Origin of the sequence: Streptomyces sp. CHD11 (assembly GCF_018638295.1) — a bacterium.
Lineage (GTDB): Bacteria > Actinomycetota > Actinomycetes > Streptomycetales > Streptomycetaceae > Streptomyces.
On the sequence record NZ_JABTTS010000029.1, the window covers coordinates 184575 to 198821 of the forward strand.

Below are 14247 nucleotides of genomic sequence, written 5' to 3' on the forward strand. Positions count from 1 at the left end.
ACTGTGATCATCTTCTCTCTCGCGATGGCGTCAACCGCGTACGCCGGCAAGTGATTCCCCGGCCCGGCGTCGTCACGGGGAATCGGTACCCGCGTGAACCGTTACCACGTCAGCCGTTCTCGGACTCGCGTGCAACGCGAGCCCCCACGGACGGCGGCAGCAGCGGGGGCGGGCCGGTACGTCCCGACGGGTGAACGCTGGTCCTTCCGGGTCCTTCCGGGCTTCCGGGTCCTTGGTCCGTCCGGGTCCGTCCGGGTCCTTGGTCCGTCCGGTCCTTCGCGGTCCGGCCGGGCCGGACCGCGTCGCCTTCTGAAGAAGCGTGCACACAGTAAAAGTACGACCTTTTCTCGTCCGTCGGGTCCGCTCCTGTGTCACGGACCCTCGCGTGGCGGCGAGTACCGCGGAACCGCCCCCGCCATGCGGGCCGGTCAGCCGGACGCGGGAGTACGGGCACGCGGAAGAGGGCTCCACACGGGTGTGGAGCCCTCTTCCCGGGTCCGGCCGGGAAGGCCGGTGTGGGGGGTGGTATCAGCGGCCGAAGGTGAACCAGTTGACGTTCACGAAGTCCGAGGGCTGACCGCTGCTGAAGGTCAGATAGACGTCGTGCGTACCCGTCACGTTGCCGATGTTCGCCGGGATCGTCCGCCAGGACTGCCAGCCGCCCGTGTTGCCCACCGCGAAGCTGCCGATGGGTGCGTTGCTCCGGCTGTCCAGGCGCACCTCCACGAGCCCGCTGACGCCCGCGCCCGCACCGCTCGCCACCCGGGCGGAGAACTGCCGGGCCGGGTTCGAACCGAACCGGACGCCCTTGAACTGCAGCCAGTCACCGCCCGCCAGCGCGCCCACGTTCTGGCCGCCGCCCGCGTCGGAGGTCGACTCCTTCATGGCGCCGGACTGGCCGTCGTACGACTCGGCCTGGATGGTGCCGTAGGCGTCACGGCTGCCGGGCTCGCCGGGATCGCCCGGGTCGCCCGGGTCGCCGCCGCCTCCGGAGGTCAGCACCTGCACATAGTCGACGAGCATCGAGTGCCCCGGCTGGGTGCCCGCGTCGGGACCGCCGCCGAAGGCGTCGGGGAAACCGCCGCCCATCGCCACGTTGAGGATGATGAAATAGCCGTGGTTCGTGGCGTTGGCCCAGGTCGTCGCGTCGACCTGATTCTCCCGCACGGTGTGGAAGTTGTTGCCGTCGAGGTAGAAGCGGATCTCCTCCACGCTCGTGGAGCGGTCCCACTCGAGGCGGTAGGTGTGGAAGCCGGCCTGACAGGTCGTGCCCTGGCAGGTCGTCGAACCGCCGATACCGCTGTGCTCGTTGCAGGGGCCGCCCGGTGCGGTGCCGCAGTGCATCGTGGCGAACACGGTGTTGTTGCCCTGTGTGTTCTCCATGATGTCCAGCTCGCCGACGCCGGGCCAGTTCCAGTAGTTGCCCCGGTAGGGTCCGCCCAGCATCCAGAAGGCCGGCCAGTAGCCCTTGGCGGCGGCACCGGTGACGTTCGGCGACTGGATACGGCCCTCGACGCGCAGCTTGCCGCCGGCCGGGGGCTGGAAGTCGGTGCGGTTGGTCTCGATGCGGCCCGACGTCCAGTTGCCGGAGGCGTCGCGCCGCGGGGTGATGCGCAGGTTGCCGTTGCCGTCGAGGGAGACGTTGTCCGGGCGGGACGTCATCGTCTCGATCTCGCCGGTGCCCCAGTTGGCGGGGCCGCCCGGGTAACCCGTACCGGTGGAGTAGCGCCAGTTGGAGGTGTTGACACCGCTGCCCGCGGGTCCGTCGAAGTCGTCGGCGAAGACCTGGGTCCAGCCCGACGGCGGAGGCGGTACGGAGGCGCTCGCGGACGGGCTCGAGACGGTCGCCGTGCCCGCCGCGAGAGCGAGCGTGCCGACGACGGCGAGCAGCGCGCGCCGCATCGGGCGGGGTCTGCGGAGACCGCGGAGTGGGCTGGGTATGCCGGAGGTGACACTCATGTGGGGATGCCCTCTCGGTACGGATCGGCTGTGCGGGGGAGAAGTGTCCGAGAGCCCGGAACGTCGGGTGAGAGCGCTCTCAGAATGACGCCAATGTGCTCTGCGGCCCCTCGGCCGTCAAGAGGTGTAGCCGAGAAAGTCCTTGTGAGCGTGGGGAGTTCACGTTCCGAATGGCGCGAATGGGGTGCAAGCGCGTCAGATCCGTCGCGAGGGGGCGGCACCCGGGACCGTCCCGGGTGCCGCCCCTCGCTCCGTTCGACCACGTACGGGTGCCGTCCGCGCCGCCTCGGTCGCTCACGCGCGGTCGGTGGCTCCTGGCGCCTGTGGTGGGTGGCTCACGCCTGGCCGGCCGTTCCGCCTCCGGCCGGTGGCTCACGCCTGGCCGGCTGCTCCGCGTCCGGTGGTGGCTCGTGCACCGGCCGGCCGCTCACGCCCTCGTCGGCACCCGCGGGCGGGTGTCCTCCGCCTCCGCCTCCTCCCGGAGGCCGTAGCGGTCGTGCGCCCGGCGCAGCGGTGCCGGGGCCCACCAGGCGCGGCGGCCGAGTACGGCCATGGTGGCCGGTACGAGGAGCATTCGCACGATCGTCGCGTCGATGAGGACGGCGAGCGTGAGGCCGAGGCCGATCTGCAGAATGGGTGAGAACCCGCCCGTCATGAAGGCGCCGAAGACCACCGCCAGCAGCAGCGCCGCACAGGTGACGACCCGCCCGGAGCGGCGCAAGCCGGTCACCACGGCTTCCCGGTCGTCGCCGGAGTGCTGTCGCGCCTCGCGCATCCGGGCCAGGATGAACAGTTCGTAGTCCATGGCGAGTCCGAACGCGATCGCGATGATCAGCGGTGGCGCGGTGATGCTGAGTGCGCCCAGGCCCTCGGCGCCCAGCAGTCCGGCCAGATGGCCGTCCTGGAAGACCCACACCACCACACCCAGCGCGGCACCCAGACTGAGCAGAGTGGTGGCGATGGTGCGCAGCGGCAGCAGCACGGAACCGGTGAACGCGAACAGCAGCACGAAGATGCCGGCCAGGACGGTCAGTACCGCCCACGGCCCGCGTTCCGCGAGCATCTCGCGGAAGTCGACCAGCTGGGCCGCCGTGCCGGTGACCTCGACCGGTTCGTCGCCGCGCGTCTCCCGTACGCGCTCGACCAGTTCGGTCGCCTCCTCGCCGTCGGACGTGCCGGGCGGAAGGATCTCGATCACCGCGGTGCCGTCCGGGAGTTCACGTGTCCCGGCGTCCGGGGACAGCGCCCGGATACGGTCGGTGACCGCCGCGTCCGTGCCGGGCCGGACGACGACGGTGACCGGCGAGACACCGGTTCCCGGCGGGAAGTGCCCGGCGACGGTGTCGTGCAACTGCCGCGCCTCGGTGTCGGCCGGGAGCTGACGTGCGTCCCCGACGGCGATGCTCATCCCGGTCACGGGCACCGCCAGCACCAGCAGCGCCGGGACGACCACGGCCAGCACGGCGACCCTGCGCCGGGCCGCGAAACGGGCGACGCGGGCGAAGAACCGGCCCTCCTCACCGCCCTTGGGTGTCTTCGACGGCGGGATGCGCCCGCCGAACCGCGTCAGCAGCGCCGGCAGCAGGGTCAGCGCGGCCAGCATGTCGACGACCACCACGGCGGCGACCGCGAGTCCCATGCTGCGCAGGAACACGCTCGGGAACACCAGCAGCCCGGTCAGGCTGACGGCGACCGTGAGACCGGAGAACAGCACCGTCCGCCCGGCCGCCGTGACCGTGCGGTGCACCGCCTCGACGACGTCCTCGGTGTGCCGGCGCTCCTCCCGGAACCGCACCAGCATCAACAGGGCGTAGTCCACGGCGAGTCCGAGCCCCAGCATCGTCGTCACCTGGATCGCGTACACGGAGATGTCGGTGACCTGGCTGAACGCGAACAGCGCCAGGAAGGCCCCCGCGATCCCGCTGACCGCGATGATCAGCGGCATCAGCGCCGAGCGCAGCCCGCCGAACACCACGAGCAGCAGCGCCAGTACCACCGGCAGGGAGATCAGCTCCGCGTTCTTCACGTCCTCCTGGGCCCGCTCGCCGATCTGCATGCCCAGCAGCGGGCCCCCGCTCACATGGACGTCGGGCGCGTCGATCTCACGGATGCGGTCGGCCGCCTCGTCCAGCGTGCGTTGCTCGGCGTCCTCGTCCAGTCCGCCTTCGAGCGCGACGGGGATGATCAGGGCCTGTCCGTCGCCGGCGGTCAGGCCGGGGGTGGTGTACGGATCGGGAACGGCGGCGACACCGGCGATCCTCCGGACGTCGGCCACGGCCCGCTCGACCTCGGCACGCACCTCCGGGCCGGAGACGGTGGTGCCGGCCACCACGGCGGTGACCGACTCGCCGGTCGGGTCCGCCCGGTCCAGGTACTGGGCGGCCGACTCCGATTCGGTCCCGGGCACTTCGGGCACGTTGTCGGAGAGCCGCGCGAAGACGCCGGTCCCGAGCCCGAAGCCCAGCAGCAGAAAGAGCCCCCACAGGAGCATCACGGTCAATGGGCGGCGGGTGGCCGCCCGGACGAGTGCGGAAAGCACGGTCCCTCCCGGCGAGTGATGGATCGTCAACGACCCTCAGACTCCTGCCGGGAGGCGGGGTACCGGATCGCCGGTGAGAGCGGTATGCGGCACTCGCCCGTGCGGGGGAGACCTCCCCCGCACTCACTCCTCAGGGGGAGGCGGGAGTGACCAGCCCCGTCTCGTACGCGCAGATCACCGCCTGTACCCGGTCCCTGAGAGCGAGCTTGCTCAGCACGTTGCTCACATGGGTCTTGACGGTGTGCTCACTGACGAACAGGGTCGTGGCGATCTCCGCGTTGGACAGTCCCCGGGCCAGCAGCCGCAGGGTCTCCACCTCGCGTGCGGTGAGCACGTCCAGGCGCCGTGGGGTCACCGGGTCGGCGGCGGCCCCCTCTCTGCGGCGCCGCACGATGTCCGAGACCAGCCGCCGTGTCACGGCCGGGGCGAGCAGCGAGTCACCGGCCGCCACCACCCGCACCGCGTGCACGAGGTCGTCCCGGCGGACATCCTTGAGCAGGAAGCCGCTGGCGCCCGCGTACAGCGCCTCGTACACGTACTCGTCCAGGTCGAACGTGGTCAGCATGACCACCTTGCAGCCCGACTCCCCGCACACCCGGCGGGCCGCCTCCAGGCCGTCCATCACCGGCATGCGGATGTCGAGCAGCAGCACGTCCGGGGCATGCCGGCGCACCGCCGCGACGGCCTCCTCGCCGTCACCGGCCTCGGCGACCACCTCGATGTCGTCCTGCGCGTCGAGGATCATCCCGAAGCCGGCCCGGACCAGCTCCTGGTCGTCGGCCACGACCACCCGGATGCTCATCCGAGGGCCGTCGCCCGGTCGGCCGCCACGGGCAGGCGTACGACCACCCGGAAGCCGCCGTCCGGGCCGCCGCCGGTCTCGGCGCTGCCCCCGCAGGCCGAGGCCCGCTCCCGGATGCCGATCAGTCCGTGACCGCCGCCCGGCGCCGCCGGTCCCCGGCCGTCGTCCGTCACGGTGAGGGTGACCCGGTCCTCCGCCCAGTCCAGTGCGACCACCGCGCTGGAGGCACGGGCGTGCTTCACGGTGTTGGTGAGCGCTTCCTGGGCCACCCGGTAGACCGCGATCTCGGTGTCCGGGGCGAGCGGGGAGGGCTCTCCCGTGGTGCGCAGCTCGACACACAGCCCCGTGGACTCCTGGACCCGGCGGACCAGTCCGGGCAGGGCCGTCACGCTGGGCTGCGGCAGCCGCGCCAGCGCCGCACCGTCCACTCGTTCCTGCTCTTCCTTCAACACGCCGAGGATCTTACGCAGTTGCGTCATGGCGTCCCGCCCGGTCGCCGCGATGGTGTCGAAGGTCGCCTCGGCGCGCTCCGGGTCATTGCGCACCACGACCGGACCGGCCTCCGCCTGCACCACCATCAGGCTCACGGCGTGCGCCAGGATGTCGTGCATGTCCCGGGCGATCCGCGAGCGCTCCTCGGCCCTCGCCCGCGCGGTGTCCGCGGCCCGTTCCCGCTCCAGCCGGCGGGCCCGGTCCTCCAGTTCGGTGGTGTAGGCGCGTTGTACCCGGCTGAGCATGCCGAGGGCGTAGGCGCCGAAGAGGCCCATCAGATGGAAGGCGTACTCGAAGGGTTCCTTCTCCGTCTGGTGCTGCATGGTCGTCACGACCCCGATCACCCAGCCCGCGAGCATCATCCGGCGCTGCCAGGGTTTGCCGACGGCGGCCAGGGTGTACAGGACGACCATCCCGCCGTACATCACGTCCGGCGGGGGTGCGCAGTAGAGCGCCTGCGCCGGGGTGGCGACCGACACGGCGCACGCGGCCAGGCAGGGCGCCCGCCGCCGCCAGATCAGCGGCAGGGCCGTGGCGGCGCCGAGCAGCCAGCCCCGCAAGGTCAGTGGGTCGTCGCCCTCGTCGGGGAACATCCACTGCAGCGAGACGGCGAACAGCACGAGCGCGGCGAGCACCGTGTCGAGGGCGTACGGATTCGCCGTACGCCAGCGGGTGACGATCGGCGTGAGGGCGGACCGGAGGGACATGAGCGGCTCCTCGGGGCGGGGGCCGTCCCAGTATCACGGGACCTCGAACGCCCGTCCTCACCGGTGAGAGGGATTTCCGGGTGCCGGGTTGCAGGCGGGGGGAGGGACGGGGGTGACGGGGTTTCCTCCGCGCCCGGCGCGCCGGGCCGGACGGACATCACGGCGCGGACATCACGGCGCGGACATCACGGCGCGGGGGGGGGGGGGGGGGGGGGGGGGGGGGGGGGGGGGGGGGGGGGGGGGGGGGGGGGGGGGGGGGGGGGGGGGGGGGGGGGGGGGGGGGGGGGGGGGGGGGGGGGGGGGGGGGGGGGGGGGGGGGGGGGGGGGGGGGGGGGGGGGGGGGGGGGGGGGGNCGCCCCCCCCCCCCCCCCCCCCCCCCCCCCCCGCCGCGAGTAGGGTCGTGCACGTTCGTCGTGCGGGTGCGTCGTGGTGGGAAGGGTGCGGAAGTGAAGCTGACGATTCTGGGCGGCGGAGGCTTCCGCGTACCGCTGGTGTACGGGGCGCTGCTCGGGGACCACGCAGAGGGGCGGGTGACCCGGGTCGCGCTGCACGACGTGGACGCGGGCCGGCTGGCCGCGATCACCCGGGTGCTGGCCGAGCAGGCCGACAGGGTGCCCGACGCCCCCGAGGTGACCTGGACCACCGACCTCGACGAGGCGCTGCGCGGCGCCGACTTCGTCTTCTCGGCGATCCGCGTCGGCGGTCTGGAGGGCAGGGCGCACGACGAGCGGGTCGCCCTCGGCGAGGGCGTGCTCGGCCAGGAGACGGTCGGCGCCGGCGGCATCGCCTACGGGCTGCGCACCGTGCCCGTCGCCCTGGACATCGCCCGCCGGGTGGCCCGCCTCGCCCCCGACGCCTGGGTCATCAACTTCACCAACCCGGCCGGGCTGGTCACCGAGGCGATGTCCCGCCACCTCGGGGACCGCGTCATCGGCATCTGCGACTCACCGGTCGGCCTCGGCCGCCGTATCGCCCGGGTGCTCGGCGCGCGGCCGGAGGAGGCGTACATCGACTACGCCGGTCTCAACCACCTCGGCTGGGTGCGCGGCCTGCGGATCGCCGGCCGCGACGAACTCCCCCGCCTGCTCGCCGACCCCGCGCTGCTCGGCTCCTTCGAGGAGGGCAGACTCTTCGGCGCCGACTGGCTGCGGTCCCTGGGCGCGATCCCCAACGAGTACCTGCACTACTACTACTTCAACCGGGAGACCGTGGACGCATACCGGCGGGCCGAGCGGACGCGGGGCTCCTTCCTGCACGACCAGCAGACCCGCTTCTACGCCGGGACGCGCGACCGGGATGTCTCCGCACTGGCCCTGTGGGACCGCACCCGCGCCGAACGCGAGGCCACCTACATGGCCGAGAACCGGGAGACCGCGGGGGCGGGTGAACGGGAGGCGGACGACCTGTCCGGCGGCTACGAGAAGGTGGCCCTCGCCCTGATGCGCGCCATCGCCCGCGACGAGCGCACCACCCTGATCCTCAACGTCAGGGGAGGCGGCGTCCTGGCACCACTGGACGCGGAGGCCGTGGTCGAGGTGCCCTGCCTGGTGGACGCCAACGGCGCGCACCCCGTCTCCGTCGACCCGCTGCCCGGTCACGCCACCGGGCTGGTCTGCGCCGTCAAGGCCGTGGAACGCGAGGTGCTGGCCGCGGCCCGGTCGGGCTCCCGCGCGAGGGCGGTCAAGGCATTCGCCCTGCACCCGCTCGTCGACTCGGTGACCGTGGCCCGCCGTCTCGTCGACGGCTACACCGCCGTCCACCCCGGCCTCGCCTACCTCGCATAGCCCCGGTTCACGGCTTCGGGCCGGCCGGTCGCCCCCCGTGAAAGCGGCCGACCGACCCGAGCCCCCCGGTTCCCCCGTGATCCCCCTCAGCGGCGGCTTCCCCTGGTCGCCGACACCATCAAGAGCGCGCAGTACGGCCCCTGATACACCCCTGGCGGGAATTTCCCGGAAAAAATGCCTACGAGCGCCCCGCGGTCGCCGTCCACGGCTCGACGGACACCACGGACGCCGCGGTCGCCGCAGTCGTCACGGTGGCCCCGGTCGTGGCCGTGACCGCAGCCGATGGACTTGCCGGGCCCACCGGAGCCGGCCCGGCGCCCACGCCCGCCACGGACACGTCCGCACGCTGCTGCGGCAGCGACACCGGAAGCAGCGGCCGGGGACCGGACACCACCGAGTAGTCCTGGCCCAGGAACGGCGGCGCCATCTCGCCCGGGTCGTCGCCGAGCGCCAGCCGGACGGCGGCCCACGGAGCGTTCACACCGCACAGGGACAGCTGGTGCAGGCCGCCCGCCGGCCGGGTGTTGACGTCCATCAGCACGGGCCGGTCGCCGAGCATCCGGAACTGGATGTTCGACAGATGATGCAGACCGAAACCCTCGGCGATCCGCCGGGCCGGCTCCAGCCACCGCTCGTCCAGTGTGAAGCCACGGCGCCGGCCGTTCTTGGTGCGCCCCACGGCCAGCCGGACCCGGTTGTCGGGCCCGGTCAGACAGTCCACCGACACCTCGGGCTGCTCCAGACGCGGCATCACCAGCCAGTCCACCGGCTCCTCGGACTCCCGTACGGCGTCCAGCACCAGGCGGAGCGGCACACACGGGCCCGGGAAGCCGTTCAGCTGCGCGAGCGAGAACGGATCGCGCGTGATCATGCGGAAGCCGACCCCGCCCGCACCCGACGCGGGCTTGAAGCACGCCCGATGGCCACCGTCCTCCAGCTCACCGACCGCCGTGACGAGTTCCTCCGCGCTCCGCACCCGCCACCACGGCGGTACGGGCACCCCGATCGCCTGGACCGCCTCGTAGGCGATGACCTTGTCGTGGAACACGGCCACCGCCTCGGGCGGCGGCGCCATCAGTGCCGTACCGACCGCCTCGAACTCGGCGCGGTGCGCCACGATCGCCGCCTGGTGCAGCCGCGGGACGAACACATCGATACCGCGCCGCTCGCACTGGGTGAGCGCGTACTCGACGTACGCCGCCGGGGACAGGCCCTCCGGCTCCAGTTCGGCGGTGTCGGCGGCGGCCAGCACGGGAGAGTCGGGGTCCCCGTGGGTGGCATGGATCTCGACGGCCCGGTCACTGGGATTTCGCCTCAGCTGATCCATGAAGAACACGTTCTCCGCGTACGTGCGGTTGAGCCAGACGCGTACGCGAGAGACCATGCAGGCCGCCCTTTCGGGTTTGGCGGGCAGGGCTCAGCGGCCCGTTGCCCGGGCAGACGTAAGGAGGGTCACCAAACCGCCCGGTGCGAAGGGCGCTTCACGGCGGTGGTGTCGGGGCGATCATACGGCTTCGGCGACGGGTCCCGATACCACGTACGTCTCCCGCATGTCGCTTGTTCCGACGGCGCCGATGTGATCTCGTGGACGCGTTCGGGGACGGGTGGAGGGACAACGCGTGATGTCGGGGACGCACCGCAGCGGACAGATGTGGGCCATCAGTGACCTGCATATCGGGTACGCCGAGAACCGGGCCCTGATCGAAGGCATGCGGCCCGAGTCGGACGAGGACTGGCTGCTGGTGGCCGGTGACGTCGCGGAGACCGTGGAGGACATCAGCTGGGCGCTCAAGACCCTCGCGGGCCGGTTCGCCAAGGTCGTCTGGGTTCCCGGCAACCACGAGTTGTGGACCCACCCGGTCGACGCGGTCACGCTGCGCGGCGTCGCCCGTTACGAGCACCTGGTCGAGCAGTGCCGCGACCTCGGTGTGATCACCCCGGAGGATCCCTACCCCGTCTGGGAGGGGCCCGGCGGTCCGGTAGCCGTCGCCCCCCTCTTCCTGCTGTACGACTACACGTTCCTGCCGTCCGGGTGCGCCACCAAGGACGAAGGGCTGGCGTACGCGCACGGCACCGGAGTCGTCTGCACCGACGAGAGCCTGCTGCACCCCGACCCGTATCCGACCCGTGACGACTGGTGCCGGGCCAGGGTCGCCGAGACCGAGCGCCGGCTCGCCGAGGTGCCGGACGGCCTGCCGCTCGTCCTCGTCAACCACCACCCGCTGCACCGGCACCCGACGGAGGTGCTCTGGTACCCGGAGTTCGCCATGTGGTGCGGGACCGTGCTGACCGACGACTGGCACCGCCGCTTCCCCGTGCGCACCGTGGTCTACGGCCATCTGCACATCCCCCGGACCACCTGGCGGGACGGGGTCCGCTTCGAGGAGGTGTCGGTGGGCTACCCGCGTGAGTGGCGTACACGGGACCGGCCGCCGGGGAGGTTGCGCCGGATCGTACCGGCGGAGCCGGGAGAGTCCGGGCGTTCAGGGGAGAGGGGCGGACGATGATCGAGGAACTGCTGCCGTCGACGGTGCTCACCGTGGAGGCCTACGGTGACGAGGGCGTCGACGCTCCGCTGTATCCCGAGGAGGAGGCGGTGGTCCGGCGGGCCGTGCTCAAGCGGCGGCGGGAGTTCACCGCCGTACGCGTCTGCGCCCGCCGCGCGATGGAGAAGCTCGGCGTGGCGCCGGGGCCCGTGCTGCCCGACGAGCGCGGTGCTCCCCTCTGGCCGGAGGGTCTGGCAGGCAGCATGACGCACTGCCAGGGGTACTGTGCCGCAGCGCTGGTCCGCGTCGGAGAGCTGGCGTCCGTCGGTATCGACGCCGAGCCGCACGCGGCGCTGCCCGAGGGGGTGCTGACCGCCGTGGCGCTGCCCGGGGAGGTGGCGAGGATCGCCCGGCTGAGCGGGGAGGTTCCCGGCGTGCACTTCGACCGGCTGCTGTTCAGCGCGAAGGAGTCCGTCTACAAGGCGTGGTACCCGCTCACCGGGAAGTGGCTGGACTTCATGGAGGCGGACCTGGAGTTCCAGGTGGAGGACGGGGAGGGCACGCGGGGTGCCTTCCGGGCGACGCTGCTTGTCGACGGGCCGGTGGTGGGTGGGCGCGGGGTGAACGTGTTCACCGGGCGGTGGACTGCGCGGCAGGGGCTGATCGCTACGGCGGTCACGGTGGCGCTCGCGGGGTGAGGAGCCCTTGGTGCGGGTGCGGGTGCGGGTGGGTGGGGGGCGCTCGCGCAGTTCCCCGCGCCCCTGAGGGGGGCTGAAACGGGCGTCGGCTTGTCGGATGGTGGGCGGCGTGCCGAGCGGTGGGCGTGATGCGGGTGCGGGTGGGTGGGGGCTGGTCGCGCAGTTCCCCGCCCCTGAAGTCGTGGAGGCCGGTCGTGCGGTTCCCCGCGCCGCTGAGGGCGGGGGGAACCGGGGTGGGGCTGGCTAGGGTACGGGGTGCCAGGTGCGGATCAGGTGGAAGAACTTCTCCTCGTTGCCGGTCAGGCCCGCGCGGGACAGGGCGGCCTCCGCCTCGGCGAGTACGGAGGGCGGGACGAGCGGGGGCACGGGAGTGCCCGGCGGTCCCGGCCGGGTGTCGTCGAAGGCGGCGCGCACGGTGTGCAGCAGCCGTAGATAGGCCTGGACGGCGGTGCGCTCGCGGTCGGTCAGTACGGCGGTGGGCATCGCTCGGCTCTCCCCGTGTCGTGGTCGTCGGTGCCACGCCCCCGCGCGGCGCGGGAGCTTGCTTCCAGCTTGCCGTCCACCACTGACAATCGGGCCGCGCCGGGCGCCGGTTCGCCCGGCCGGCGGGGCTCGCGCGCCGGAGCGCGTCCGGTCAGTCCCGCGGACCCAGGTAGCCGAGCGACGCCCCGATCCGACCCGCCAGGTGATCCCGCTGCACGGGTCCGCGCAGAGCCGAACCGGTCAGCCGGGTCCGGCACTTGCTGGCCAGCAGCAGGCCGAACGCCTCGGCCTCCTTCTCCTCCGCGAGATCGAAGCGGGTGCGCGCGGCGACCCGCAGGACGGTCGCCCGCAAGGCCTCCTCGTCGACCGCCGCGTCCACGAGCCGGGTCGCGGCCGCGTGCCCCGCGACACGACTGCCGCAGTGGCCCGCCTTCATGTGCCACAGCTCGTGGCCCAGGATCACCAACTGGTGGTCGGGAGCCGTGCGTTCCTCGATCACCACGAGGTCCGAGTCCGGCATGTCGAGCCACAGTCCGCTCGCCGTCCCCGGCGGGAAGACGGCCGTACGGAACAGCACGGGCCGGCCGCGGCGCCGGCTCATTCCCTCGCACAGGGCCGCGTACAGATCGGCCGGCCGCGCCGGGAGGGGAAGCGTCAGCTCCGCGACCAGCTCGCCGCACAGACGGCGCATTTCCCTACCGATGCCCACAGCTCTCCCCGGGTCAGGACTTGGGCCGCTGGACGCTCTCCAGGAGCATGTCCAGCCACTCCGCGACCTTGTCGCGGTGCTGGTCGGTGGGCAGTTGCGCGGCCCGCCAGGCGATGCCGCGCACCCCGTGGTCCTGGAGCAGCCGCTCCAGCGGGTCGTCGGCCACCGCCGCCGCCTTGCGCTCCCGGTCCGCGAGCTTCTGCAGCAGTTCCTGCTCGATGTGCTGGAGCGCGCTCGTCAGGGCCTCGGGATCCTCCGCCGTGAGGAAACCGGCGTGCACCCGGAAGAACCGCTGGATGGCGTCGCAGTGCTCCATGGTGGGCCGCCGGTCACCGTTGATCAGCGCGCCCGCCTGCTGCCGGGACATGCCCGCCCCGTCGGCGATCTCCTGCTGGGTGCAGCGGCGGCCGTTCGGCTTCAGACGGGTGCGGCGCAGCAGGTCCAGCCGCTGCACGAACCGGGCCTGCACATCGGGCTCGCCCGCCGGCCGTCCGCTCAGCAGCGCCCTGACGACGGGCTCCGGGACCCCGGAGGCGACGGACAGCCGGCCGACGTCGAACACCTCGGAATGCGCCACACCGAGCCGGTCGGCGAGTGCGGTGACGCGGGCGACGACGGCCGGCAACGCGGCCGTCGGCGCGGTGTCCGGACCCTCGAAGCCACCCGTCACCGAAAGATCTCCTACGTCTCTCACAGGCTTCTCACAAGCGATTGCCGTGAACCTCACGGAGACTATCCGGTGCTTCGAACTCACATCCAGGTCTCGCCACAACTGTGGCCAATTTCAGCCGTCAACCGTGGTGGAATGCCACGATAGTTGACATGCCGCACGTCCGGGCACCAGGATCGGGGCCCGCGTCAGGGCCGCACAGGCAAGAGGGGTGACCTCCCGATGGCATTTCAGGCAGAGGGGCAGCGGCCGGACCCACGGCCCGGCCCCGGGACTCCCGAGGCGGAGGCCTATCTGCGGGATTACGCCACGCTGCTGGAGGCGGCCCCCTTCCCCTCCCTGGTGGTGGACCACCGCTGGGACGTGCTGCTCACCAACACTGCTTTCCGGACACTTTTCCAGGACGTCGAGCCACACCCGACGGCCCTGCCCGTCGACAACTTCCTCCGGTTCGTCCTCTTCCACCCGGACGCCGCCACCGTCCTCGGTGACCACGAGTCCAGCTGGTGCCTGCCGATGCTGGCCCACTTCGCCAAGACCGTCGAGCGCCACGGCCACGACCACGGACTGCAGGCCATCCGCCATGACATCGCCCAGGACCCGATCATGGAGGCCGCCTACCGGCACGGGCTGCCGCACTGGCTCCGGTCCGTCGGGGAGCGGGCCGCCGAACAGGACGGCGCCGTACGGCCGCTGCTGCACCCCGACCCGCGCTGGGGCGCCACGGACTGCCGCATCGTCGTCGAGACGACCGACACCCTCCGGGACATGGGCTGCGCCCGGCTGACCCTCGTCCTGCGCGAGATCCGGCGTCCCCCGGCCCGCCGCCGCCGCAGGGCCCACCGTGCCGTCTCCCACCTCCGGGTCGTCCACGCCGCCGACTGAGGACGGCCCCGTCCGGCCTTGTCCGCACTGTTC

Annotated in this window: 12 protein-coding genes; 4 read left to right on the forward strand and 8 right to left on the reverse strand. The window is 72.6% G+C overall.

Going from position 1 to position 14247, the window contains the following annotated elements; genetic code table 11:
* Positions 1–528: 528 nt before the first annotated feature.
* The 4 genes from HTV45_RS26045 to HTV45_RS26060 form a co-directional block, all read right to left on the reverse strand.
* Positions 529–1959, reverse strand: coding sequence for a glycoside hydrolase family 16 protein (locus HTV45_RS26045; RefSeq protein ID WP_215208314.1), 1431 nt, complete (start codon positions 1957–1959; stop codon positions 529–531).
* A 427-nt stretch (positions 1960–2386) separates the two neighbouring features.
* Positions 2387–4498, reverse strand: a complete 2112-nt coding sequence (locus HTV45_RS26050) for an MMPL family transporter (RefSeq protein ID WP_215208315.1) — start codon at positions 4496–4498, stop codon at positions 2387–2389.
* Between the two features lie 130 nt (positions 4499–4628).
* Entirely contained in the window at positions 4629–5300 is a 672-nt protein-coding gene (locus HTV45_RS26055) for a response regulator transcription factor (RefSeq protein WP_215208316.1), read from the reverse strand.
* A complete protein-coding gene (locus HTV45_RS26060) occupies positions 5297–6499 on the reverse strand; it encodes a sensor histidine kinase (RefSeq protein WP_215208317.1) in 1203 nt (400 codons plus the stop codon). Before HTV45_RS26060 ends, HTV45_RS26055 begins: the two co-directional genes overlap by 4 nt.
* A gap of 446 nt (positions 6500–6945) precedes the next feature.
* On the opposite strand from HTV45_RS26060, the gene HTV45_RS26065 reads away from it, so the two are divergent.
* On the forward strand, positions 6946–8283 hold the full coding sequence (locus tag HTV45_RS26065; RefSeq protein ID WP_215208318.1) for a 6-phospho-beta-glucosidase: 1338 nt from the start codon (positions 6946–6948) through the stop codon (positions 8281–8283).
* Between the two features lie 178 nt (positions 8284–8461).
* Here HTV45_RS26065 and HTV45_RS26070 read toward each other — a convergent pair whose 3' ends face one another.
* On the reverse strand, positions 8462–9667 hold the full coding sequence (locus tag HTV45_RS26070; protein WP_215208319.1) for an ATP-grasp domain-containing protein: 1206 nt from the start codon (positions 9665–9667) through the stop codon (positions 8462–8464).
* A gap of 238 nt (positions 9668–9905) precedes the next feature.
* Here HTV45_RS26070 and HTV45_RS26075 point away from each other — a divergent pair, with 238 nt between their 5' ends.
* Both HTV45_RS26075 and HTV45_RS26080 read left to right on the forward strand, forming a co-directional pair.
* On the forward strand, positions 9906–10790 hold the full coding sequence (locus tag HTV45_RS26075) for a metallophosphoesterase (protein WP_215208320.1): 885 nt from the start codon (positions 9906–9908) through the stop codon (positions 10788–10790).
* Entirely contained in the window at positions 10787–11467 is a 681-nt protein-coding gene (locus HTV45_RS26080; protein WP_215208321.1) for a 4'-phosphopantetheinyl transferase, read from the forward strand. The genes HTV45_RS26075 and HTV45_RS26080 overlap by 4 nt, the downstream gene beginning before the upstream one ends.
* A 243-nt stretch (positions 11468–11710) precedes the next feature.
* Here HTV45_RS26080 and HTV45_RS26085 read toward each other — a convergent pair whose 3' ends face one another.
* The 3 genes from HTV45_RS26085 to HTV45_RS26095 all read right to left on the reverse strand — a co-directional run bounded on the left by HTV45_RS26085 (position 11711) and on the right by HTV45_RS26095 (position 13329).
* Positions 11711–11950: a hypothetical protein gene (locus HTV45_RS26085; RefSeq protein ID WP_215208322.1), complete on the reverse strand. Its 240-nt coding sequence runs from the start codon at positions 11948–11950 to the stop codon at positions 11711–11713.
* Positions 11951–12101: 151 nt separating this feature from the next.
* On the reverse strand, positions 12102–12641 hold the full coding sequence (locus tag HTV45_RS26090) for a toxin-antitoxin system, toxin component (RefSeq protein ID WP_215208385.1): 540 nt from the start codon (positions 12639–12641) through the stop codon (positions 12102–12104).
* A 31-nt stretch (positions 12642–12672) separates the two neighbouring features.
* The gene (locus tag HTV45_RS26095) at positions 12673–13329 is read right to left on the reverse strand and encodes a helix-turn-helix transcriptional regulator (RefSeq protein ID WP_215208323.1); all 657 of its coding nucleotides are present in this window, start codon (positions 13327–13329) and stop codon (positions 12673–12675) included.
* A gap of 222 nt (positions 13330–13551) precedes the next feature.
* On the opposite strand from HTV45_RS26095, the gene HTV45_RS26100 reads away from it, so the two are divergent.
* Positions 13552–14214 carry a hypothetical protein gene (locus HTV45_RS26100; protein ID WP_215208324.1) on the forward strand — a complete coding sequence of 221 codons (663 nt, stop codon included), beginning with the start codon at positions 13552–13554 and terminating at the stop codon, positions 14212–14214.
* The last annotated feature ends 33 nt before the right edge of the window (positions 14215–14247 follow it).